The organism is Paenibacillus sp. LPE1-1-1.1 (assembly GCF_040676435.1).
GTDB lineage: Bacteria > Bacillota > Bacilli > Paenibacillales > Paenibacillaceae > Pristimantibacillus.
The window spans coordinates 387,785-411,647 of the sequence record NZ_JBEGHY010000023.1 but is presented as its reverse complement, the minus strand read 5'-3'; the positions used below and the strand labels follow the sequence as shown (position 1 = coordinate 411,647).

Below are 23,863 nucleotides of genomic sequence, written 5' to 3'. Positions count from 1 at the left end.
AAACGAAATTTGGGAGCAGCTGGTAAGCCTATCATTTTAATTTAGGAGGATATAGAATGGATTTCGGATTATTGTTCGAGTATGGCTGGGTGCTGCTTGTATTGATTGCGTTGGAGGGTCTGCTCGCAGCCGACAACGCGCTCGTGCTGGCGATTATGGTCAAGCATTTGCCAGAAGCAGAGCGCAAAAAGGCTTTGTTCTATGGATTGGCAGGCGCGTTTGTTTTCCGTTTTGGTTCGTTGTTCGCGATTTCATTTTTGGTGGATGTATGGCAGGTGCAAGCTATCGGAGCGATCTACCTTCTGTTTATAGCGCTCAACCATATATTGCGTAAGGTCATAGTGAAGAAAGGCGAAGAATCCGCAGCTAAGAAATCGGGGAAAGAACCGAAGAAAAGCGGTTTCTGGCTGACTGTCCTTAAAGTAGAAATTGCGGATATCGCTTTCGCGATCGACTCGATTCTGGCAGCCGTAGCGCTTGCCGTAGCATTGCCGGCAACGAACTTGCCGAAGATCGGCGGTATGGATGGCGGTCACTTTATCGTTATTTTCCTAGGCGGATTTATCGGACTTATCATCATGCGTTTTGCAGCCAATATGTTCGTAAAACTGTTGGAGAGCAGACCTGCTCTGGAAGTCGCAGCCTTCTGTATCGTCGGCTGGGTCGGTGTTAAACTAGCTGTTCATACGCTTGCACATCCATCGCTTCACGTCATTCCGCATGACTTCGCGGAATCGACAGCTTGGAAAGTAACCTTCTACGTAGTGTTGCTTCTCATTGCGGTTAGCGGTTGGTTCCTATCCGGTAACAAAGAGAAGGAAAACCAGGTATCGAATGCAGCCTAAGCGGCCAATCGCAGGTTGCTGATGCAGATATAAAGAAATCGTTTAATCTAGTTGGACAATAATTAAAGATAAGGTCGAAATAAACCGAGCGCTATATTGCGCTCGGTTTTTTTATTTATAGGCAGACAATTCACGGGAATAAGTATGGATCCAAGAATCCGTGGTGTTACTTCCGGTTCAGGGCCGGATGGAGTGAGTACCTTTTCCGCAGATACACTTCAGTGATGAACTCAATCGTTTTAATAATATCCACTTCTGACGGAAAATCATTTATCTTGACGAAGATTGTCGACCTGACTCAAGTGGAGTTGACAACGGAACGCGTATTCAAGTAAGATATCCTCGCGAATAGCTAAAAAATTGATTAATCATTGTTGGTCGAAATGGAAGGGGGTTATTTACTTTTTAATGAAACCGGTTTCACTGGTTTTTCGCCTATTTCATTGCTAAATGGTAATGAAATGAAGGGAAAACAACGCCATAAATGAAACCGGTTACACTACTGAGTGAACTTTTGACAGGCTATTAAAAAGGAGATGAACGCGTAATGCGAAAGTTGATGTCAGCTGCTCTTATTGGTGCAATGCTTGCAGGAAGTACATTTGGGAATATTCAACCGGTACTAGCGGCAGAAGCAACGAATGTAATCTTGGATGCGAATACACGCTACCAAACGATTCATAACTTTGCCGCATCGGATGCCTGGTCGATAGATCCGATTGGCAAGGAGTGGAGTGAGGAAAATAAAAACCAAATCGCCGATCTGTTATTTTCGGCAGATAAGGGGATAGGGCTTTCAGGCTGGCGATTCAATATCGGCGCCGGCAGCAATATTACGGATCAAGATATCGTGCAGACAAAATGGAGAATGTCTGAGGCTTTCAAACAAACCGAAAACGGCGAATACGATTGGTCCAAGCAAGACGGACAGCAGTGGTTCCTAGATGCAGCCAAGCAGCGGGGCGTTGAACAGTTCGTTGCCTTTTCTAACAGCCCACCTGTGTGGATGACAAAGAACGGACATGGACAAGCCGATAATACGGTGGGTTCAACGAATTTAAAAGAAGGATACGAAGATGAGTTTGCTAGCTACTTGACCGATGTCGTGAAACATCTTCAGGATGATAAAGGAATCGAATTCCAACATATCAGTCCGATCAACGAACCGACTTGGGATTGGAACCGCAGCAATCAGGAAGGGAATCGTTATAACAATGAGGATGTCAAACGCGTCGTAAATTCACTCTATGATGAACTGCAGCGGCAGGATCTCAATTCCCATATCGAGATGCCCGAAGCGGTCGAGTATAAAGCACTGCTTGACGACGAGAAGTATATGGAATATTCGGGCGGTAATACGCCCTATATGGCAGGGAGCAACAGTGCCGGCACCGGTAAATACCGGGAATACATCAAGGATTTTATCGGCGATGCGGAAATGAAAAGCAAAGTCGGCAACATGCTTGCCGTACATTCCTATTTTTCTGAAAGCAGCAATGATCTGACGAAGCTTCGCAGCATCGCGCGGGAAAATATGGATGCGTATGGCGGCGATGAGCTTTGGATGACGGAGTACAGCATTTTGGGTAATTATGGTCCCGGCCGCGAACTGGGCATTGATCCCGCGCTTTATATCAGTAAGGTTATTCATCATGATTTGACGGTTGCGAACGTCTCTGCATGGCAGTGGTGGACCGCAGTATCTAACGTTGATTATAAAGACGGTCTGGTTTACACCGATTATCAGGTTCCGGGGGATCAACAGAATGTGCTGGATTCCAAGATGCTATGGGCATTAGGAAACTATAGCAAATTCATCCGCCCAGATTCCAAGAGGATTGCCGTGACGGGTTTGCCGAACAATGATCCGAACGGATTTCTTGGTTCCGCTTACATTGATGAAGCCAACAAACAGGTAATCTCTGTTTTTGTAAACAACACTTCCGAGGCTAAGGATATTCGCTTGCAGGCGGACAACCTGCCGGCCGGAACGAAAGTGTACCAGTACATCCCGTATGTCACATCAGCTGCCGACGATTTAACGGAAAAGTCTGCCGTTGCAGCGGGAAATGCATATTCCGTACCGGCAAAATCCATCGTCACGCTTGTTGGCGCATACCATGACGAAACAGCCGTACCGGAAGAACCGATTTTGAAATCCGTTATAGCAGAGCATCAAGCGATAACCGTCGATTTCGAGCATGTACCGGGAGCAGAATCGTACAAGGTCAAATACGGAAACGCAAGCGGACAATATACGCAAGAAAGCGAGCCTTTTAACGACAGCACTCATACAATTACAGGTTTAACGAATGGAACGGCTTATTATGTTGCCGTAACCGCATATAATGCAAACGGGCAAAGCCTGCCATCGAATGAGCAGCAGTCGATGCCCAATCTGTTTGCTCCATATGATGTGCAAGCTATACCGGGAGACGGTCAAGTAACGCTATCTTTTATGCCAAGAGCAGGCGTTGACGCTTATAGGATTCGGCTGCAGCCCGTTTCACAAGGGGGAGATAGTCAGACCAAGGAGGTTAGCGCGGAGCCTGGCACCCTGCACACGTCCGTGATAACCGGTCTGGTAAATAACACTGAATACGATATTTTTGTGGCTTCGGTTAGCGGATCGGAGGAGAGCACTCCTTTCAGCTTAAATGCGACGCCAGCCTCTATGCCGCCAGTTAAAGTTATTGCCATTCCTGGCGATAAGGAAGTAACGGTGGAATACAGCCTTGTCCCTGGGACCACAGGCTACCATGTTCAATATGGGACGGAAAGCGGAAATTATGGGCAAAAAGCCGAATCATCAGCTGGGACGCATACGTTGACCGGTCTGACTAACGGTAAACGTTATTATGTCGCAGTCTCGTCCAATGGCGCCGGAGGCGAGAGCAGGCCGTCGGATGAAATTTCGGCAGAACCATCGGTTGAAAACGTAGTATTTGAGGATGCATTCGAGGATAGTAACCTATCGGCTTGGACGCCTCTTATTAGCACTTGGATAGAAAGTGACGGTAAATTGAAACACCAATCAGGAAATGGTTCACAGGGCGCGATTGCCGTCGACGGTCAACGGCTGATCGATGGTACGATTACGGCGGTGGCCATGCATGCAATGCCAGATGCGGACTGGGGAGTCTTTTTCCGTGGAACGTACGACAAGTCATACAAATTCCTGTTCGAAAACGGAAAGCTTCATTTACGAAGAGGAAACGATTCCATTGCCAAGTCAGTTGATTTTAATCCGGAGCTAAATGGAATCTATAAAATGACGGTGGTTTTAGACGGGAAAAATATAAAAGCTTACTTGGATGACCAGCTAATTTTCGATGTCAACGACACCCTCTTTACAGGTGGGGGATTCGGACTGCACAGTTGGACGGATGCACAATTCCGTTACTTTAAAGCAGCAGAAGCTGGAGGGGAACCGCTTTTGACCGCTCCGGAACTTTATGCCGCGCAGCCTTCTGCGGGATCCCTATTGGTCTCCTTCTCCGAAGTAGTCGGCGCGGATTCCTATCGCATCCATTATGGCACGGCTGATGGCGTTTATTCCAAAACGATTGATACGGATGAACCTCGGCATATGATTGCCGGACTTGAGAACGGCGTCCGCTATTACGTGGCGGTAAGCGCAATAAAAGGCGACCAGGAGAGCGGAGTTTCTAATGCGTTGTCCGCAATGCCGCTCATACCCGCAGATCCTTGGCTTCTGTATTATGTGAAAGCCGGCGACGATGAGCCTGGCACGATCAAAGCTTCCCAGATTCTCGGTGTAAAACAGAGTGTCAAAGACCAAGCTTACGGTACAGATGCGGTTACAGGAAAGGCTTGGGGCTATACGACAAACGGGGGAACCTGGTCGCAGAATACAGGGGACGGTTATTTTGACGGCTTGCGAATCGATGAAAGCGATGCTGCGGGGAAAGGGATCACTTATAAATTCGAGGTGCCTAGCGGACGTTACAAGGTGACGCTCGGCTTCAAGGATCCATGGAACAATAATGCGCGAAAACAATTCATTACACTTGAAGATCAGCAGGTCAGCCCGTCTTTTGTACCAGGCAATGAAACGGTTAAAGAATTTACCGGAGTCGAAGTAAAGGACGGCATTCTTGACGTAGGTGTCTTGCGTGACATCGCGAATACGGGGCAATACGAGGATCCGATGGTAAGCTGGGTTAAAGTGGAAATTGACAACACCGGCATGCTTTATTATGTGGACGCCGGGGATAACAGTCCCGCCGCGCTTGAGTCTGGCGAGACATTCGGATCCATGAACCGTAACGAAGAACAGCCGTTCGGAGTTGATCCGGTTACAGGCTTGCAATGGGGATATACCGCATTTGAAAATTCAACCTGGGCCAGAACAGATGCCTCGGAAGCCGATGATACGATTCGCCAATACGATGGAAAAGCATCCGGACCAGGGAAAGGGCTAACTTACAAATTTCAGGTTGCAAAAGACAGCGGCAAAACGTATAAGGTGACGCTCGGCTTCAAAGATCCTTGGAAAAGCTCGAACCGTTTCCAGGATGTCATCGTCGAAAACAAAACGGTTTTGAGCGAATACAACATTGGCACCAAGATCGAGACAAAAGTTTTTGACGGCATTACGGCTGCTGATGGAATGCTCGATGTAGAAATCACGCGTAACATCAATCATGAAAGCGGCGATAAGCCGATGGTCAGCTGGATCAAAGTGGAGCAAACCACCGAAAACAATCCAGAGCCCGTATTAAGCGGAATTGAAGTAAATGAAAAAGCTGTCCAGCTCCAGGCGAAAGATACCCATCAAGTTAAAGTGAAAGCTATCTATTCTGATGGCAGCTCCAAAGATATTACGGAAGAAATCCAATTTGTTTCCGATCATCCTGAGATTGCGATAGTTGGTGATAATGGTCTAGTAACCGCATTAAAGGCCGGAACAGCCAATATTTCAATCACATATCTGGGGATGTCCACTGTTGTTGCGTTGACTGTAACTCCGGCTGTTGAAGGGCTGGTCGGTCTACAAGCTAAAACGGAAGAGACCGGAAACGTTAGAATCGGGGAAGGGCTTCAAATGACGGTTATTGCTCTCTATAAAGACGGAAGTTCTGCAGATGTGACGAAGTATGCGAATTATAGCTCCCAAAATGTGAAAATTGCTTCCATTGATGAAAAGGGAGTCATTACGGGACACAAAGTCGGGAAAATTGACGTTTATGCCGATTTTGCAGGCAAGAAAACATCTATCACGATCAAAGTGAAACCGGAGAAGTGGAAAGAAAATTAGAATTTTAAGTACCTAATCAGCGGCAGTCTATGACTTTATTTCTGAGTCCTAGCCTGTCGTTTTTTTTATGTTTACAATCCTTGGTAATTAAGATACGATGTTATTCATACATTGATAATAACATTTTGATAATAACAGAACATTAATAACAATGAAGGGGTGACTTGTTGAGCATAGAACAACTTAGAGATAAGCAGGGTCTTACTGAAACCGAATTTTTGCAGCAGTATGATGTCCGTGTATTCGAAAGACCTTCTGTTACCGTTGATATGTTAATCTTCACAATCGTTGATGAAGAAAAAGAAAACTATAGAAGATTACCGGAAAAGTCACTGAAATTACTCCTGATAAAAAGAGGAGGCCATCCTTATTTGGGACAATGGGCTTTGCCCGGAGGTTTTGTAGCAAAGAACGAAAGCGTGGATGAAGCTGCCTTACGTGAGCTAAAAACCGAAACGAACATCGATGAGGTTTATATGGAGCAGCTTTATACTTGGGGAGATGTAACGAGGGATCCCCGTACTCGAGTGATCAGCTGCTCGTATATGGCGCTTGCCGACAGCATATCGCTTGAAGTGAAAGCTGGCGATGATGCTGATGATGCAAGCTGGTTCAACGTTAAGTACAGTGTGCTTGAAGAGAAGAAAACCTTGGTTGAAAAGAATTTTACATTTGAGAAAACGGTAAAAATCACCCTTTCCAACGATAAGGACGTACTGGAAGCAACAGTGAAAGTTATTGAAAAGTACGCAGGAAAAGCAATAATGACGGAAAGAGAGGTGTTGGATTCGAAGGGGATTGCCTTTGACCATGCGAAAATAATTCAATATGCCATGGAGAGGCTTCGGAACAAGATGGAGTATACCGATATTGCTTTCCATTTGATGCCGGAACTTTTTACATTATCAGAGCTGCAGCGGGTCTACGAGATCGCTTTGGATAAAGAAATGCTTTCTTCCGCATTCAGACGGAAGGTCGCGGGCATGGTTACGGAAACCAATCAATTTACAAAGGATGCAGGGCATAGACCTGCAAAGCTGTTCAGGTTCAATCCGCATTGGCGATATTCATAAATGGGCAGGCATATCGGCACACTTCATAAACATTGAACGCGAGTACGAATCATAGGATCAGCAGGAGGTAAAAAAATGATTCCTGACAAAAAAGCCGCAAAAATAACGGGAATATTATTTCTTGCTGCCACAGCATTCTATATGCTGGGTAACAGCCTTATAGAATCTATTGTAAATGATCCGGATTATCTTCATATGGTTTATCTCCATAAGAACCAAGTGATCCTAGGGATGCTGCTTGAACTCCTGAATTCCGCTGCTATTGTCGGCATTGCAATTGTGCTGTTTCCGATTTTGAAAAAGCATAATGAAACGATAGCTCTTGGTTACGTGGCTTTCAGGATTATGGAGGCCATTATCTTGATTGTCGGTGCGATCAGCCCCTTATTACTAATCCTATTAAGCAAGGAATATATTGAAGCGGGCTCTCCCGAAGCCTCCTATTTTCAGACGATTGGCAAGCTTGCGATAGAATGGAAGGATTTGGCCTTTCAGCTGGCAATGATCGTCCTTGGCCTATACAGCCTTTTGGTCTGTTATTTACTATTTCAATCAAGAATCATCCCTCGTTCGTTATCCGTCTTGGGTTTTATTGGATACGCATCGCTGTTAATAAATGCTTTGTTATGGATTTTCGGTTATCGTTCAGGCATGATATTATTTCTCCCAGGAGCTTTGTTTGAAATTATACTGCCGATCTGGCTGATCGTTAAGGGATTTAATACATTTGCAAATGCAGATAGGCGTTAAGGAGACATGTCCATGAAGGCAATGGTCTACACAAAATACGGAACGACAGACGTTCTTAAACTCGAAGAGGTGGAAACACCTGCTCCTAAGGAAAATGAAGTTCTGATACAAGTGTATGCTGCATCCGTAAACTCTTGGGATTGGGACCTCCTTAGAGGAAAACCGCTCATAACACGCCTTGACGGGCTGCTTAAACCAAGATACAAAATCCTCGGCGCTGACATCGCTGGGCGGGTAGTCGCGGTAGGCGGTGAAGTAAAGCTGTTGCAGCCGGGAGATGAGGTCTTCGGTGACATTTCCGGTTACGGTTGGGGTGGGTTTGCAGAATATACATGTGCGCATGAAAAAGCATTCACGCGAAAACCGGCCGGTATGACGTTCGAGGAAGCAGCGGCCATTCCACAAGCGGCAGTCCTTGCGTTGCAGGGATTGCGCGATAAAGGACAGATTCGGAAAGGCCACAAAGTATTAATTAACGGGGCCGGTGGAGGCGTGGGCACATTTGCGGTGCAGTTCGCCCAATCGATCGGGGCAGAAGTGACAGGCGTTGACAGTGCGGCAAAATTAAACATGCTGCAATCAATTGGCGCCAATTATGTGATCGATTATACAAAAGATGATTTTACCAAAAAAGGACAGCTTTATGACCTAATTCTTGATGTGGTGGGAAATAGATCGCGGTTTTCGAATACAAGCGTGCATTAAAACCCAAAGGTACTTATGTAATGGTCGGTGGTCCAATGAGTCGAATCTTCCAAGTCCTATTATTGGGACCATTCGTGTCAATGATTGAAAAAAAGAAAATGGGACTCCTTATACACAAACCTAACAAAGACGATCAAAATGCTTTGAAGGAGCTTTTTGAGGCTGGAAAAATAGTACCTATCATCGATCGACGTTATCCGTTAAGTGACGTTGCTCAAGCTATCCAGTATCTCGGAGAAGGACACCCCAAGGGAAAAGTTATTGTTCGAATTGAACATGAAGTAAATTAGAAATCGAATGAACCTGTCATAATGAAGAAATAACACTATTGACCAATAGAAAGCCCAAATTCTCAGCATTAAAATTGAGAAATTGGGCTTTTTATATTCAATCCTAAATGGATTGTAGGCAACATGGCCGGCTTTCTTTCAGCAAGCTTTCAGCCCATATTTATTTTCCTATAAGTTGGGGCTAATCTATGTTTCAGGCAATCGTTTTATAGTTAGCTTGTACGAAAAAACAAGACGGGAGGAGGTGACAGCTTGAAAACGAATCGTATCGTATTATGGACGGTGTTCGGGATTGCCGGGTTCGCTGCGGTACTCCTGCTGTTGAAGGCTATGACGCTATTTGGATTTGGCCATAGCAACGATGTATACATTCAACATGGCCCAGGACGCGGAGGACATAATGCATTCTATGTGTTACGTAAGGTTGAAGATCACCATTCCTTGGCGTTTTTAGCCTCTGCATGGATTGCAATTAAGTTTGCGGTGCTTGCTGCGGCAATCTGGTTGTGGTCGAAATCGTCCGGCATACTTAGAGGAGTAAGCATGGTTGTTGCGGGACTCGCGCTAATGAGTCTGTTATCGCCGATATGGGGAGCGCTGCTCGTTATAGCTTTGCTTATTTTGCAGCCCAAAAACAAAGGGAATGAAGCGCTGGCAGCACACGGTGAGGCTTTGCATAACGGCGGTCGACTGTTTACTGGCGGAGGTACAATGCAATACGTGAATAGGTCATCCGAAACCGGAAGTTTTCTGGATGATTGGGAACGCAAAAACAAAAATGAAATAGATGCTATCTAGGAGGAAACCAATATGGGAATTTTTAGAAGAATGAAGGAAATAGTGGCAGCGGATGTGCATAGAATGCTGGATAAGTGCGAGGATCCGGTTAGCATGGCTCAGCTATATTTGCGCCAGATTGAGGAGCAGATCGAGAAATCGAACGAGGCGCTTACCGGTCAGCTGGTTGCGGAGCAAGAAACGATTTTGCTGATCGAACACACGTCGCAAATTGTCGCGAAACGTATGCGCCAAGCGGAATTGGCAGTGGACCGGGAAGAGGAACGCATTGCAGAAATAGCGCTCGCGGACAAGCTGCAGCTTGAGTTGCTAATACAAGGCTACGGTCGAAATCTGGACGCTATCCGCAATCATATCGGTACGTTGAAGCAGGAGATTATTCGTCTGAAAGAATTGCATCGTGACCTGCAAGGCCGTCTGTACTTCCTTATATCAAGAGCCAAAGCCGCAAGGGCAATCAAAAGCGCTGCTTCCTTTCCTGCTTATCGAACCGATAAAGTCATACGCGGATTCGAACGTCTGGAAGAGAACGTGCGCCAGTTAGAGGCCGGTGCTTCGGCAAAGCAGTGGGCTGCGTCCCCGTATGATAACGAGCTGGACCGGATAGACCGGAATGAGGAGATACAGGCGGAGTTGACGCGCCTTAAAGCCGCCCGTATTGCGAAGCAAACCGGATAATCTATATGCTTGAGTACAGAGCAACGCGAGGCACGGCCTGCGATGCTCTGTACTTTTTTACGACATCCTGCTTCGCAGCCCATTGTATTACTAGTAATCCTATGACTCCTCCAATTGTCCTGGCTCCCGGCGCAGCCAACTCATGAATACCAAAGACAAAGCAATGGCCGTGAGAATAGCCCCAAGCAGCCGAAATCCCACGGAGCTGAACTTATCCCCCATTAAGATGCCTAACAACAAGGAAGAGAGTATGGTACCCAGGTATCTCGAAGTCATAAATACTCCGGATGCTACACCGATGATCCCTTTTGGAGAACTTCTGAACAAGGCCGCTTGCATACCGACATTGTTCAACCCGTTGCTAATGCCGAATGCTGCTAACGCCAAACACACACTGATTACAGGTGAAGTCTGATTCAATGTCATTATCCATACTGACCCAAGTGCCATCAGTATTCCGGATACTAGCAGTGCTGGCCGGGGTCCTGATTTATCAATCCATCGACCTGCTATTGGAGAGACTATGAGCGAGCACAAACCCAAACTTAGCATAAGAATCCCGGTTTGGATTTCGCTCACATGACGTACCACTTGCAAGTAGGACGGGAGCCCAAAAAAGAGCGAGTAATAAAGTACGTTAACGAGTATGAATTCGATATTGACCCAAGTCATCGCGGGATATTTGGCGAATGTCCGTAAAGGAATAAAGGGGGATGCCGCTTTTAACTCATGCCGTACGAAAGCTCCCAGTGAAACGAGACCGATCAATCCGACAATGACATGCACAAATGAGACATGCCCAGATGATTTTACTGATAGTAATCCGACGAGCAGGGCAACCAGACCCACTGTAAATAGCAGAATTCCTGGCGCATCGATCAAATCAAGCCATTTACGAAAAGACATGCTGCCAACGGCTGCTGGCGGTTCGTCCTTCGGAATATTCTTCCAAGCTAATAGATAGCTCGTCACGGCGAAAGGAATATTGACGAAGAAAATAGCCGGCCAATCCCACCAGTGGATCAAGACCCCACCTATAAAGGGCCCAATTGCTGCCGCTCCTGACAGAAAAATGGACAAAACGGACAGCGCGGTTGCCTGCTTCTCCGTTATATGAATTCGCACAATGGCCAATCCAACCGCTACCATCATGCTTGTTCCGATGGATTGAACAATACGGAACACGATGAGCCACCCAAAGTTTGGCGATAGCGGAGCTAATAATGATGCAGCGAAAGCGACAACAAGCCCGGTAAGAAAGATCTTCTTGCGACCGAATAAGTCGCTAGCTTTTCCCATGACAGGTTGAGCAACGCTACTTGCAATGTAGAAAGAAAAAATAATCCAGGAAACAGCTGTAAAGTCTAGACGGTACACATTTTGCAGCCTTGCAATCGCGACCGAAATCATCGAAGAATTTAATGGATTCAATAGTACCCCAAGACCAACGGAAATCATCAACCACCTGCTGCGAACACTCATTTTTGGTCCCCCTAAAGCGTATTAATGACATCGTACTTGAAATCTTATATTTATTCCAACGCATTCTATGTTATAGTTTCATTGACTTGAAGGAATGAGTGGTGGAAATGAAATGGAACTTCTTCAACTGCAATATTTTCTCGCGGTAGCTCGCTTGGAACATGTGACCGATGCTGCACGAAGTCTGCACGTTACCCAGTCGTCACTAAGCAAAACGATTCAACGCTTGGAGGAGGATTTAGGGGTCCCGCTATTCGATCGAATAGGGAGGAAGCTGCGACTGAATGAATGCGGAAGCAGATTTCTTCGCCGTGCAGAAAGAGCGTTGTTTGAATTGGAACAGGGGAAGCAGGAGATTAGCGATATAACCAGCCCGGAACATGGCACACTCGAGCTGGCGGTAACCACCGCAAGCACGCTACCAAATATTCTCCGAGAGTTTCGGAAAAAGCGGCCCTATATCCAATTTCATGTGCAAATGCTGACCACGAAGGAAATGGTTACGCTTCTACATAGAGGAGAGATCGATTTCTGCTTGTCCTCACCTCCTTTGCAAGGGGATGATATTGAATGTCAAATCGTGTATCTCGACCCGATCCTTGTAGCTGTTCCAAAGGGGCATCGGCTGGCAGACCGAAGCAGCGTATCCTTGATAGAACTTAGGGATGAATGGTTCGTGGGTGTAAAGAGAGGTTACGGTACTCGCGATCTAGTGGACTCTATTTGCCAATCGGTTGGATTTGAACCCAATTATGTGTATGAGGGAGATGAACCTGCACGGTTAAACTCGCTTGTGGAAGCAGAAATTGGCATCGCCTTCATACCAAGCACGGCAAGGCTTACACGGGAGCATATCAAATATCTCCAGGTAGAGAATCACGAATTGGTCCGGGAGATCGCTTTGGTGTGGCACAGGAGCCGGTACATTTCGCGGGCTGCTCTGGAATTCCGCGAGGTCGTTGTACAATATTTTGAGGCAATATCCAAACAAACCATTTAATCAAGCAATACGTACGCTTTCGAGTAAACAAAACTGAAGTCGAAAGAGAGGGTTATCATGGCCAATGAACCGAATATTTCATACGGAAATGAAGAAGAAAGCTCCTACATTAGAAAGAGATTGATTGCGTTTAATGCTGAGCATGTTCCTGAAAATTTAAGCTCACGTTATGAAGAAATAAATCTAACCATAAAAGATGACAGCGGCAGGGTTATTGGCGGGTTGTTGTCTACTCTTTGCTGGAATTGGATTGAAGTAGAAATCCTTTGGATTGAGGAATCTCTAAGAGGACTAGGTTACGGGACACACCTGTTAAATCAAATTGAACTTATTGCAAAAGAAAAAGAATGTACGTTTATCAAGCTAAATACCTTCAGCTTCCAGGCTCCGGAATTTTATCTGAAGAATGGTTATGACGAGGTTGCAGTGTTCAAGGAAGCCCCAACCGGGAGTAATCATTATTACTTCAAGAAAGATCTATTTTAACAGACAGAAAACATCCTCCCAGGCAGCAATCCGCCGGGCGGAAGAACTCGATATGTCCTAGCGATCCCATAAACATAACCCCGACACTGGCAGCTTTAAAGAACCAGTACCGGGGCTTTTTTTGTCCCGCGCAGCCTCTCAATTGACAAATCACCACATCAATCACCACATGTGGTGATGCGTTCTCACCATATGAACGTGTATCTTTAGATTAAGAAAGAATCGCGGACAAGGAAGTGGCGATGCATCCACAGGACGAACATGGAGGAGGCGCAGAATGAATGAAACAAACGTATCAACTGAAGGCAATCACTCGCTTGAACGATACGAAATTCGCCTCAAGGGACATCTTGATGCTCGGTGGGCCGACCGGTTTGAGGGGCTGAGCTTCACCTACAAAAATGACGGAACAACCATCCTTACCGGCCCTGTGATCGATCAGGCCGCATTACATGGCATGCTGAGAAGAGTGCGTGATATCGGCCTGCCATTGGTCTCCGTCAATCAAGTTGATCCCAAAAAGTCGAACGGACCGGATATGAACGCGGACTGATCTCAATCGTTCGAAAAAGGCGGAAAGCACAGGAACAACAATGGCAAGACCGCAGTTACAATGAAAAAAAGGAGAGCTATATGATGATTTCAACCTCGAGACTCATCCGTTGGGCAGGCTTATCAGCTATGTTGGCAGGGTTCCTTTTCATAGTCATTCAACCGATTCATCCACCTGAAAATCTATCGTCAGTCACCACCGACACATGGGCAATCGTCCATTACTTAACCATCGTCATGGCACTCTTCGGTCTGTTCGGCATTGCGGGAGTCTATGCCAGGCAAGTGAAAGAGACCGGTTGGCTTGGTCTGGCCGGCTTTCTCATGTTAAGCCTCTTTTGGATAACCACGACGGCCTTCACATTTGCCGAAGCCTTTATCTTACCGCTGCTTTCGACCGACGCACCGAAATTTGTGGAGGGCTACTTAGGGATTTTCAGCGGGGTTGCCAGCGAGGTTAATCTTGGAGCCCTCCCAGTGGCAGCACCGCTAGCAGGAGGCTTGTATATTCTTGGCGGACTGCTGTTTGGCATCGCTACGCTTCGCGCAGGTATCCTGCCGCGCTGGGCGGCCGGTCTGCTTGCATTTGCTTCCGTGTCGACCCTTGCGTCTTCGCTGCTCCCGCACCCGCTCGATCGGATTTTGGCGGTGCCGATGGGGATAGCTCTGGCCTGGCTGGGTTATGCTCTCTGGTCTAATTGGCCTGAGAAAGCCTCGACACCCTTACCTGGCAGAGGAGACGTCCAGCTCCGCCAAAGCAGAGCCGAATAAGTTCGCGGAGACGGGATGAAGCGGAAAAGCAGCCATTCAGTGTAAAAGCTAGTCAGCACTGATGGTGATACGCCTCACCATGAGGCTGGATAATTACTGACCCGTGCTGTGAAACGCACGCACACAGTACAGCGTAAATCGTCAAAGGAGCTGAAAATAAAATCGAATGTCTACAAATAACAATCATACCCCCGATGAGCCTCAGCACAATGAGTTAGAGAAACCCATGTCTCAGAAAACCTATGTGCCGGCAAAAGCAGGTTCGGCAAAGTGGGTCGTCGCTGCACTGCTCCTGCTGAGCGCCGTTCCGCTCGCCGCTGGCGCCTTCCGCTTAACCGAGCTTGCTGGCAGCGCGGAAATCACGCCGGCTAACGCACGGTTCTTTACGTCACCTTTGCCGGTAGTACTGCATATCCTAAGCGCCACTGTATTTGCCATCCTAGGCCCGTTCCAATTTACAACCGGTTTCCGGCGGCGCAGAACCGGTTGGCACCGCGCGGCCGGGCGGCTGCTTGTTCTATGCGGTCTGCTCGTTGGGCTATCAGGGCTGTGGATGACCCTATTCTATGCAGGCCAGGATGGTACCGGTGAGCTGCTTTTTGCAATGCGGCTCTTGTTTGGGACTGCCATGGTAGTGTCTATCATCCTCGGCTTTGCCGCGATTCGGCGAGGGGACGTGTTCCGGCACCGCGCATGGATGATACGCGGCTACGCAATTGGGCTTGGTGCGGGCACGCAGGTACTGACCCAGATGGCCGGGGAATTGATCGCCGGACCGCCGAGTGAATTCAGCGGAGCGCTGCTAATGGGCGCGGGCTGGGTGATCAACCTCGCCGTGGCCGAATGGGCCATCCGCAAGCGGTCAGCCCCTCCAGCCCGCATGGCATCAGACGTTGTTTCCCGTCTGCAATGAGGTCAGCCTGTTAAAAGTGGCCTATATTGGGCCACAGTGTTTTGTTTTTATGCGTGAATGCTTGAGCAGTTAATTTGCTATAGAGCGTAAGTAAGAGGATTTGAAATGCGAATGGAGGAGAAAAGGATGAAAGCGATCATATACGAGCGGTATGGGCCGCCGAATGTACTGCAGCTGCGGGAGGTCGCCAAGCCGATACCGAAAGACGACGAAATACTAATTAAAGTCTATGCTGCAACCGCTGCAGCGGGGGATTGGCGGTTACGCAAGGCAGATCCTTTCCTGGCGCGGCTGTTCAACGGTTTGTGGAAACCGAAACGCGTCAAAATTCTCGGATTCGAACTGGCCGGGGTGGTCGAATCGACGGGCAGCGGCGTTACTCGATTCAAGCCTGGGGATGCTGTCTATGCTGCCTGTGGAACCAGTTTCGGTGCTTATGCCGAATATAAATGCATGCCCGAGACCGGCAGCGTTGCGCACAAGCCGGCGAACATGACGTTCGAAGAGGCAGCCGCCGTTCCGGTCGGCGCCTATACTGCCTTGCAATTTCTCCGGAAGGGAAACATTCAGCGCGGCATGCGCGTTCTCGTCTATGGCGCTTCAGGCAGCGTTGGAACGTATGCCGTGCAGCTAGTTAAGCATTTCGGCGCGGAAGTGACCGGAGTATGCAGCACGTCGAATGTGACGCTTGTGAGATCGCTGGGTGCAGACCGAGTCATCGATTATACGAAAGAGCAGTTATCGGATGGCGGTCCGGTCTACGATATCATTTTCGATACGGTGGGAAAGAGTCCATTCGAGGTTTGCTTAAAACGTCTCGCACCGAACGGCTTCTATCTGCGAGCGTTCCATATGAGTCCTTTGCTGATCGTTCGCGGGTTATGGATCAATTTGACAAGCCGCAAGAAGGTGATCGGCGGATCAATGAAGGAAACCGCTGAAGACTTGAATTATCTTAAGGAATTAATCGAAGCAGGCAAACTGCGTTCGGTTATCGACCGCCGATATCCGCTGGAGCAAGCGGCGGAAGCCCATCGCTATGCGGAGCAGGGGCATAAGAAAGGCAACGTGGTTTTAACCGTACGGCAAAGTTGATATTATAATTCTGCAATCGCAGAACGTTCTGACGGTTGCACGGCGTACATTCAAAGAGGAGCCGCATGCCTGCGGCTCCTCTTTGTTATATCAGCATCTTCCGAACCAGCTGGGTACGGCTGCTGACATCCTGCTTCTCAAAGATCGATTTCAAATGCTTTTTCACATTTACTTCGCTAAGATACAGGCGGGCGGCGATCTCCGCATTGGTCAGCCCTTCGAATACGAGAGCAGCTACCTCCTTCTCACGGGCGGTCAAGCCGCCAAGATCCGGCATGCCGGCTTCGCCGCCGGGGCAGGGGAAGCATCTGTACCCGTGTCGTCCGTTTCCTCGAGCGGAAGCTCGATACGAAGTCCAGAGCGCTTCACGTGCTTCCGGATATAAGCGTGGAGATGCTTGCCTTGCGTATCCCGTACGAAGACGGGCGTCGGTGTAATACCGTCGTAATTCGTATGGACGGCATGATCGGCCGTATCAAAGCCGAGGCTCTCATGTGCCGCCAGGAAGAACGGGTGAGGGGCGGGGGTACGCAGCAAGAACTCCCCTGTGAACATCAAACCGTGGAGAAAGTGACCGATGGCCGTGTGCTGGCCTGCATTCTCGTAATGGTCTTGATCGATCATATCGATAAACTAGCCCGCGCGGGTATGTTCCGGAACGGCGAACCGCTTAAGCTCTTCTTCTGTAAGGCCGGAGAAATAAGGCGGGAGCAAGGGTGATCCATCAAATAAGACATCGTTTTCCGGTTGATCGGAACCAACGAGATGAGCACCGCTATCTTTCCCGCGTCGTTCCGCATGACGCGGAGCACGTCGTATTCGAGCGAGAACAACCGGTCCAAATCGAACCAGCTCAGGGAATATAGATTCTGCTCCGTAGTCAGCGGAAAGTCGAAACGGCGGTTCGTCGCCGCATCGAAAAGCTTAATCGTCTGCGGAGCGGCCGTTTCATGCCGGTACCGAACATAGCTCTCCAGCTCGGCGCGGTGGCTCCGGCCGACGGGCTCGAACGGCCGGGGCGTAGGATCGAACCAATTCATCAGGGCATGAATGAGAGCATCGCCAGCATAATACGTAAGCTCCAGCGCTTCGTGATTGCGCAAGCTTTGCGGCGAACGCTTAAATCATTCGTAAGCGTGGATGATGGCCCTGGTTTGAAGCCGGTCATACAGTTGAGGCGTATAAACTACTGGACAAAGTTACAGAACAATATCCTAAAGCTAAAGTCATCATTACGGGATATTATGCGCCGATCTCCCGCAATAGCGATCTGGCGGCGGTCGAGGCGCTGCTGATCGCCCTCGGCATCCTCGTGGGAGGAGCCGGTGGGGGCGTGGGCGAAGGCATATTCGGTCTTGCAGAATTCGAAGCGATTTGCAACCGCTGCGAGAAGTTGGAGAGAGACTCTAAGATATACCTGCAGCAGGCCATTAACCGCAAAAACGGTGAGCTGAATGCTCCTCCGCGGATCTTCTTCGCCGATCCTAACTTCGGCCCCGACCATGCGGCGCTTACCGACGATCCGTACCTGTTCGGCGTTAACCTGGATCTTTCACCGAGGATTTCTTAGCGAGCGACCGGCTGATGTCCTGCACGGAGGCAGGCTGTAACGGTTTCGATATGGAAAAATGCAAACGTGCCTCGATGGGCCATCCGAATCCGAAGGGCGCGCAAGCTTACGCAAACGCTATTATGCCATTGTTATAATCCTAATTGCATAGAGAAAGCTGGAAGGGGAGTATCAGCTTTAAGCCGGCGAACCGAAAGGAGAGAGGCAACCAAATAAGAACGAACAGAAATGATGTAACGTGGATAATAAATAACTAAAGAGGTTCTGACCAGAAAATCCGCCAATTCATGAATTGGCGGATTTTTATATGCCGCGGGCTTTTTTGTCAGGTATTGACTAACTGACAGGATAACGCGGAAGACGCCTATTTCGGAAGATTAAGCTGCCATGAGACACCGAACCGGTCATTTAACCATCCAAATTTCTTACTAAAACCATAATCATCTAACGGCATAAGTGCTTGTCCATCCATAATGAGTTTCTCATAAAGATGGTTAATCTCCTCTTCAGAATGACAAGCGACATAAATCGAGAACGAAGGTGTAAAGGAGAATTGATGCTTCAAATTACTGTCGATGCACATAAATTCTTGCCCTTTTAACGAAAAAGTTGCATTCATCACCGTTCCCTCTGCTCCAGATTCATTCGCTCCGTAACGAACGATACTTGTAATTTTTGAATCCTCAATAAGTGAAGTGTAATAATTCATTGCATCTTCTGCCTGGCCATCTTGAAACATTAAGAACGGTGTAATCTTATCCATCCTAAATCGACTCCTTATCTTTGAGTGATAGCACATTATTTGAACCTATTATATCTCTTAGAGAGTCGAATGAGGAAGAAACTAATTCCAAGTTTAACAATTAAAATAATGAACAGAGTCGCAACAAAACCATCGTCAATCCAAACTGACGATGGTTTTTGTTTTTTGTAGAATTAGTTATTTTATGTTTAGAGTCAAAATTTTTGACGGCATGACGTTCCTTGTCTACCGCAAAAAAATCGGTTTGTGAGTAGGATAACATTTTACATTCAGCTAATAATTTTTAATAAGATCTCTCATCAAGTTTCAACACGGTCTGCATTCAACGTTTGTGTCTTTACTTTTTTTTGCCCAAAAAGAGTCGTTCCCATAACCCCCGCAATAATCAACGCCGAACCGATAATCGAATACATCGTTAACTCTTCCCTAAGGAACAGCGCGCCGGCAGCGATAGAGACGATAGTCGCAAGATTGGAAAATACGCTCATTTTAGAAGCTTCGATTTTGGATAAGGCGTAGTTTGCCAACAGTGATGTGAGAAGGGAGGACATCACTCCGAGGTAGAAAATCGACATGATAAAGGTACTGTTGGCGAGCGGCGCAATGAATTGATCAATCGTCCCAGCGGTCACATGATTTGTGAGCGAACCAGCAAGAAAAGTAACGAATCCGATTCCGAGCATCAAATAACTGATTTCCGCAGGGCTAAAAGTTCGTAAAAGCGACCGGGCCAGAACGCCGTAACCGGCAAAAGCCAGACATGATAAGAACAACAGGAATATACCCTTTATGTTCGTCAAATCGATGCCGCTGCCTTTCATCACAAAGATGAACACAACACCGAATACCGACAGGAAGATCGATAGCTTCTGCAGGACGGTTGTCGTTTCCTTTAAAAATACGGCGGCTAATAACATCGTCAAGATCGGTGTCGCGGCGTATAATATGCCTCCCTCTGAAGAACTGGCGCGCTGCAGCCCAAACGTTTGTAGCGTAAAGAAACCGATAGGGTACATTGTTGCCAAAAGTAATGCTTTATATAATGGTTTGCCGAGGTAGTTCAGTTTAACTCGGCCGAACATTACCGGGATCGAGATGACCGCAAACGAAAGGGTAAAACGGTACGTTAGCGTATCAATAGGATCAGCGAGTTCGAGCGCCATTTTGGCAAACAGAAACGAAAATCCGATTATCGCAGCGTTCAATAGCGCAGAGACATAAGCAAGTTTCAATCCTTTTTGTTCTATGATGGTTTCTTCCTTTCCTCTAAATTCAGGATCGTGTTCGCGAACATCTATCCGTTACTTGAAATGATAGGGCTAAAACGCGGCCTGAACAATAATGTATTATCAAAACTGTATCGATACAGTTGGCTAAGACTTGTATAATGATTAGAGATAGCAGAGGGGGAGCGGCATGAAAAAGTATTTGTTTATTCTTTCCGATATTGAGCAGAAAATCGTGGAAGGACAATTCCGCCAGGGCCAAAAGCTACCTTCCGTTCGAAGCGCTGCAAAGGAGTACGGATGCAGTATCAGCACCATCATAAGGGCATACGCAGAGCTGGAGAAGCGGCACGCTATTTATTCGATCTCGCAGAGCGGCTATTACGTAGTCGAAAAACAGGGAGATTTGCCTAACGGCAATGAAATCAGATTCATAGATTTCGCTTCGGCTTTGCCGGATGAAAACGTATTTCCGTATTTGGATTTCCAGCATTGCTTAAACAAGGCAATTGATACATATAAACACCACCTGTTCACGTATGGCGATTCGAAAGGGCTGGAGAGACTTCGGCATACGCTTGCTTCCCACTTGGCAGGAGATCAAGTGCATGCGAATGTGGAGCGAATTATGGTGACTTCGGGTGCGCAGCAGGCGTTGGAAATCTTGGCGAAAATGCCGTTTCCGAACGGGAATTCGGTCATTTTGGTCGAACAGCCTAGTTACGATATATATTTACGTTTTCTTATGACAGAGGGAATACCGGTCTGCGGAATTACGCGAACGGCGACAGGTATCAATTTGCGTGAATTAGAGGCCAAGTTCAAAAACGACGGAATTAAATTTTTTTACACGATGTCAAGATACCACAATCCGCTGGGCACGTCGTACAGCCCTGAGGAAAGGAAGGAGATTGCTGGGCTCGCCAGCAAATATAACGTGTACGTCGTGGAAGACGATTACATGGCCGACTTGGGCGAAGAACGAGGTTTCGATCCGATTTACGCGTACAACAGAACCTCGCACGTCGTTTATTTGAAAAGCTTCTCGAAAATCATTTTCCCTGGTTTGCGGTTGGGAGCCGCCGTTTTGCCAGAACGGTTGCTGGAGACTTTTCAAACATACAAAAGACATAGCGACACCTCTCTTTTGTCCCAGGCGTCGCTTGAGGTGTACATCAAAAGCGGCATGTATGAACGTCACAAGCATAAAATTTGCAAACAGTATGCCGCACGGATTCGTACGCTGAATGAAGCATTGCTGAAATACAACGATGAAGGTTTGATTGAAGCCGCTGATGTCAGTTCGGGTGTCTATATGCAGTTCAAACTGCCGCAAACGGTCAATTTGGAGCGACTGATTAAGCGGCTTGCGGCGAGGAATGTTATTGTCGTGTCCAGCAATGGCTTCTATTTGCCTGACTATCTAGAGCGGGAGAAGTTTTTGCGGATCAGCATTTCACGGGCGCAGCCGGAGCAAATCGCTGAAGGGGTTAAGGCGATTATTGAAGAAATAAAGAGGAGCTTCATATGGTAGAATTGCCACCTTTCAACGAGCAACCTAGATCAGTATAGAACATATGAATTTTAAAATAGAACAGGTAGCCGACATTTTATCGGCTGCCTGCTCCTATTCATCTATGAAATCTTTCAAAATTTTCAATCCGGTTTCTAATTCCTGCATGGAGTTCGTTGATGAAAGTGCTTAACGTTAAAATTTATCCTGCACGCCGGCACCGCTCAGAAAGCGATCCGAATGGAACACGCGGACGCCTTGGCTTAGCAGGGCGCTCTCTATTTGAAAAGAAGAATTATATCTTCAATCAGAATTAGATGATGATCGCGAATAACGGCAGCGAGTGCCTTTTTTCGTTCCACTGACATTACTACTGTTGTTGGGTTCGAACAGGAAGGCATGAGAAAGATGCCGTGGATATCCAACAGCCGGCACTGAGTTTCAAGCTCGCTCGGCAGCATGCCGTCCTCGTCACCAAGAATCGGGACCAACTGGATCCGATACATCTTTGCTATTTCAATAAAATTAGCAAACGTGAACACATCGACTGCAATCCGTTTTCCCGGTTCGAATAAAGCGAGTAACGTAATGGCCAGCGCGTTTTGCGCGCCCGAAGTTTTTCATACTCTTCCTTTACAGTCTCATACACTTCTTCGGGATCCGTGATCATATCCATTTTCAGATCCATTATAGTACAAAAGTTTGGCACTGGGCAGTTTCTTTCTCCTTAGAGAAGGGGGGGCTGCGAGTGTCATTTTGTGTTCTGGGAGATCGCGAAGCTGTTGCCGCAGACAATGTCCTGAGAGGGATTCCTGAAGAGGTGAGCACCATTCACATTAATTTAGATGCCCGCTAATAAAGCCGAGAATCTAATTTTAACAGAATATCTCTTGACTTGGAGTTAACTCCAAGTGGGATAATATCAACTAGCTGAACGTTTCAGTCATCGTAGCGAACAATAGTTGATAGAAAATCACTTTGAAAGAAGGGAAATAAAATGGAATATGTAAAACTTGGGAATACGGGTCTTGACGTTTCTCGGCTTTGTCTTGGATGTATGAGCTTTGGTGAAGCCGAGCGCTGGACACATCCATGGGTACTTGATGAAGAGAATAGCCGTCCGATCATCAAAAAAGCTTTAGAGCTTGGAATCAATTTTTTTGACACAGCGAATATTTATTCGGTTGGTTCTAGTGAGGAAATGGTTGGGCGGATATTAAAGGAGTATGCCAATCGAGATGAAATTGTCATTGCAACAAAAGTTCATTTCCGAATGCATCCAGGACCCAATGGCGCCGGGCTTTCCCGAAAAGCCATCATGAGCGAAATTGATAAGAGCCTCCAGAGATTAGGAACTGATTATGTGGATTTGTATCAGATTCACCGCTGGGACTATAATACGCCCATTGAAGAGACGATGGAAGCTCTGCATGACGTGGTAAAAGCAGGCAAAGCAAGGTACATAGGTGCATCTGCCATGTATGCATGGCAGTTTCTAAAGGCATTGCATGCAGCCGATAAGAACGGATGGACCCGGTTTGTATCCATGCAAAATCATCTTAACCTCATTTATCGTGAAGAAGAAAGGGAGATGATTCCGCTTTGCAAGGAAGAAAAAATCGGTGTAATTCCTTACAGTCCGCTTGCTTCAGGTCGTTTGGCGCGTGACTGGTCCGAAACAACCCCTCGTTCCGAAACAGACCAAGCACAGAAGTGGAAGTATGATGCAACGGCAAATATTGACCGTGTAATTGCAGATCGTGTTACCGAAATCGCAGAAACACGCGGCGTTCCCCGCATTCAGATTGCACTTGCCTGGTTGCTTCAGAAGCAACCTGTAACGGCTCCCATTATTGGTGCTACGAAAATATCCCAGCTCGAAGAGGCGGTAGGCGCGCTTTCGATCACGTTAACCCCAGATGAGATTACATCGCTGGAGGAGCTATATGTTCCTCATCCGGTAGTTGGTGCACAGTAAGACTAGGATGAGAAATTAATAGCTAGCGGCGGATTTTCGGAAGTTTGCTCGAATCGTGACTAGTTTTGGAAGAGACAGCCTTCGACAGAAACAT

The 23,863-nt window shown here is 47.3% G+C and carries 23 protein-coding genes and 1 pseudogene; 17 read left to right on the top strand and 7 right to left on the bottom strand.

All coding sequences use genetic code 11. From position 1 onward, the window contains the following. The first annotated feature begins 56 nt into the window (after positions 1 to 56). From MRBLPE1_RS18530 to MRBLPE1_RS18495, 8 genes are all read left to right on the top strand, one after another. A complete protein-coding gene (locus tag MRBLPE1_RS18530) occupies positions 57 to 845 on the top strand; it encodes a TerC family protein (protein WP_364148142.1) in 789 nt (262 codons plus the stop codon). 547 nt (positions 846 to 1,392) lie between these two features. Next, complete coding sequence (locus tag MRBLPE1_RS18525; RefSeq protein WP_364148139.1) at positions 1,393 to 6,126, top strand: glycoside hydrolase; 4,734 nt, start codon at positions 1,393 to 1,395, stop codon at positions 6,124 to 6,126. 167 nt (positions 6,127 to 6,293) lie between these two features. Further along, positions 6,294 to 7,199 (top strand): NUDIX hydrolase, encoded by a 906-nt coding sequence (locus tag MRBLPE1_RS18520; protein WP_364149736.1) that lies wholly within the window; start codon positions 6,294 to 6,296, stop codon positions 7,197 to 7,199. 75 nt (positions 7,200 to 7,274) lie between these two features. After that, positions 7,275 to 7,949, top strand: a complete 675-nt coding sequence (locus MRBLPE1_RS18515; RefSeq protein ID WP_364148137.1) for a DUF4386 domain-containing protein — start codon at positions 7,275 to 7,277, stop codon at positions 7,947 to 7,949. A gap of 12 nt (positions 7,950 to 7,961) precedes the next feature. Continuing rightward, a complete protein-coding gene (locus MRBLPE1_RS18510) occupies positions 7,962 to 8,654 on the top strand; it encodes an NAD(P)-dependent alcohol dehydrogenase (RefSeq protein ID WP_364148134.1) in 693 nt (230 codons plus the stop codon). A 20-nt stretch (positions 8,655 to 8,674) separates the two neighbouring features. Continuing rightward, on the top strand, positions 8,675 to 8,944 hold the full coding sequence (locus tag MRBLPE1_RS18505) for a zinc-binding dehydrogenase (RefSeq protein ID WP_364148131.1): 270 nt from the start codon (positions 8,675 to 8,677) through the stop codon (positions 8,942 to 8,944). A 252-nt stretch (positions 8,945 to 9,196) separates the two neighbouring features. Continuing rightward, complete coding sequence (locus tag MRBLPE1_RS18500) at positions 9,197 to 9,742, top strand: hypothetical protein (protein WP_364148128.1); 546 nt, start codon at positions 9,197 to 9,199, stop codon at positions 9,740 to 9,742. Between the two features lie 12 nt (positions 9,743 to 9,754). Further along, entirely contained in the window at positions 9,755 to 10,420 is a 666-nt protein-coding gene (locus MRBLPE1_RS18495; RefSeq protein ID WP_364148125.1) for a PspA/IM30 family protein, read from the top strand. A gap of 99 nt (positions 10,421 to 10,519) precedes the next feature. Here MRBLPE1_RS18495 and MRBLPE1_RS18490 read toward each other — a convergent pair whose 3' ends face one another. Further along, positions 10,520 to 11,902, bottom strand: coding sequence for an MFS transporter (locus MRBLPE1_RS18490; protein ID WP_364148121.1), 1,383 nt, complete (start codon positions 11,900 to 11,902; stop codon positions 10,520 to 10,522). A 112-nt stretch (positions 11,903 to 12,014) separates the two neighbouring features. Here MRBLPE1_RS18490 and MRBLPE1_RS18485 point away from each other — a divergent pair, with 112 nt between their 5' ends. The 6 genes from MRBLPE1_RS18485 (at position 12,015) to MRBLPE1_RS18460 (ending at position 16,719) form a co-directional block, all read left to right on the top strand. Beyond that, the gene (locus tag MRBLPE1_RS18485; RefSeq protein WP_364148118.1) at positions 12,015 to 12,902 is read left to right on the top strand and encodes a LysR family transcriptional regulator; all 888 of its coding nucleotides are present in this window, start codon (positions 12,015 to 12,017) and stop codon (positions 12,900 to 12,902) included. Positions 12,903 to 12,959: 57 nt separating this feature from the next. Continuing rightward, on the top strand, positions 12,960 to 13,388 hold the full coding sequence (locus MRBLPE1_RS18480; protein ID WP_364148115.1) for a GNAT family N-acetyltransferase: 429 nt from the start codon (positions 12,960 to 12,962) through the stop codon (positions 13,386 to 13,388). A gap of 277 nt (positions 13,389 to 13,665) precedes the next feature. Continuing rightward, positions 13,666 to 13,941: a hypothetical protein gene (locus tag MRBLPE1_RS18475; RefSeq protein WP_364148112.1), complete on the top strand. Its 276-nt coding sequence runs from the start codon at positions 13,666 to 13,668 to the stop codon at positions 13,939 to 13,941. Between the two features lie 128 nt (positions 13,942 to 14,069). Further along, a complete protein-coding gene (locus tag MRBLPE1_RS18470) occupies positions 14,070 to 14,711 on the top strand; it encodes a hypothetical protein (RefSeq protein WP_364149734.1) in 642 nt (213 codons plus the stop codon). Positions 14,712 to 14,937: 226 nt separating this feature from the next. Then, a complete protein-coding gene (locus tag MRBLPE1_RS18465; RefSeq protein ID WP_364148109.1) occupies positions 14,938 to 15,624 on the top strand; it encodes a DUF2306 domain-containing protein in 687 nt (228 codons plus the stop codon). A 126-nt stretch (positions 15,625 to 15,750) separates the two neighbouring features. Next, the gene (locus MRBLPE1_RS18460) at positions 15,751 to 16,719 is read left to right on the top strand and encodes an NAD(P)-dependent alcohol dehydrogenase (RefSeq protein WP_364148106.1); all 969 of its coding nucleotides are present in this window, start codon (positions 15,751 to 15,753) and stop codon (positions 16,717 to 16,719) included. An 85-nt stretch (positions 16,720 to 16,804) separates the two neighbouring features. Here the strand turns inward: MRBLPE1_RS18460 and MRBLPE1_RS18455 are convergent, their stop codons facing one another. Genes MRBLPE1_RS18455 through MRBLPE1_RS18445 form a run of 3 tightly spaced genes read right to left on the bottom strand, consistent with a single transcriptional unit; the run spans position 16,805 to position 17,822 of the window. After that, positions 16,805 to 16,996 carry a helix-turn-helix domain-containing protein gene (locus MRBLPE1_RS18455; protein ID WP_364148103.1) on the bottom strand — a complete coding sequence of 64 codons (192 nt, stop codon included), beginning with the start codon at positions 16,994 to 16,996 and terminating at the stop codon, positions 16,805 to 16,807. Further along, positions 16,975 to 17,343, bottom strand: a complete 369-nt coding sequence (locus tag MRBLPE1_RS18450; RefSeq protein WP_364148100.1) for a hypothetical protein — start codon at positions 17,341 to 17,343, stop codon at positions 16,975 to 16,977. Before MRBLPE1_RS18450 ends, MRBLPE1_RS18455 begins: the two co-directional genes overlap by 22 nt. Beyond that, positions 17,340 to 17,822 carry a hypothetical protein gene (locus MRBLPE1_RS18445; RefSeq protein ID WP_364148097.1) on the bottom strand — a complete coding sequence of 161 codons (483 nt, stop codon included), beginning with the start codon at positions 17,820 to 17,822 and terminating at the stop codon, positions 17,340 to 17,342. The genes MRBLPE1_RS18450 and MRBLPE1_RS18445 overlap by 4 nt, the downstream gene beginning before the upstream one ends. A 230-nt stretch (positions 17,823 to 18,052) precedes the next feature. On the opposite strand from MRBLPE1_RS18445, the gene MRBLPE1_RS18440 reads away from it, so the two are divergent. After that, positions 18,053 to 18,289 carry a hypothetical protein gene (locus MRBLPE1_RS18440; RefSeq protein WP_364148095.1) on the top strand — a complete coding sequence of 79 codons (237 nt, stop codon included), beginning with the start codon at positions 18,053 to 18,055 and terminating at the stop codon, positions 18,287 to 18,289. 364 nt (positions 18,290 to 18,653) lie between these two features. Here MRBLPE1_RS18440 and MRBLPE1_RS18435 read toward each other — a convergent pair whose 3' ends face one another. Together MRBLPE1_RS18435 and MRBLPE1_RS18430 are read right to left on the bottom strand one after the other, a co-directional pair. After that, on the bottom strand, positions 18,654 to 19,052 hold the full coding sequence (locus tag MRBLPE1_RS18435; protein ID WP_364148092.1) for a VOC family protein: 399 nt from the start codon (positions 19,050 to 19,052) through the stop codon (positions 18,654 to 18,656). A 299-nt stretch (positions 19,053 to 19,351) separates the two neighbouring features. Continuing rightward, on the bottom strand, positions 19,352 to 20,299 hold the full coding sequence (locus tag MRBLPE1_RS18430; RefSeq protein WP_364149732.1) for a DMT family transporter: 948 nt from the start codon (positions 20,297 to 20,299) through the stop codon (positions 19,352 to 19,354). 169 nt (positions 20,300 to 20,468) lie between these two features. Here MRBLPE1_RS18430 and MRBLPE1_RS18425 point away from each other — a divergent pair, with 169 nt between their 5' ends. Then, positions 20,469 to 21,812, top strand: coding sequence for a PLP-dependent aminotransferase family protein (locus MRBLPE1_RS18425; protein ID WP_364148089.1), 1,344 nt, complete (start codon positions 20,469 to 20,471; stop codon positions 21,810 to 21,812). A gap of 263 nt (positions 21,813 to 22,075) precedes the next feature. Here the strand turns inward: MRBLPE1_RS18425 and MRBLPE1_RS18420 are convergent. Beyond that, positions 22,076 to 22,405: pseudogene (locus tag MRBLPE1_RS18420) on the bottom strand (aminotransferase class I/II-fold pyridoxal phosphate-dependent enzyme); the annotation flags it as partial. 383 nt (positions 22,406 to 22,788) lie between these two features. Between MRBLPE1_RS18420 and MRBLPE1_RS18415 the strand changes: the two are divergent. Beyond that, positions 22,789 to 23,769 carry an aldo/keto reductase gene (locus MRBLPE1_RS18415; protein ID WP_364148086.1) on the top strand — a complete coding sequence of 327 codons (981 nt, stop codon included), beginning with the start codon at positions 22,789 to 22,791 and terminating at the stop codon, positions 23,767 to 23,769. The last annotated feature ends 94 nt before the right edge of the window (positions 23,770 to 23,863 follow it).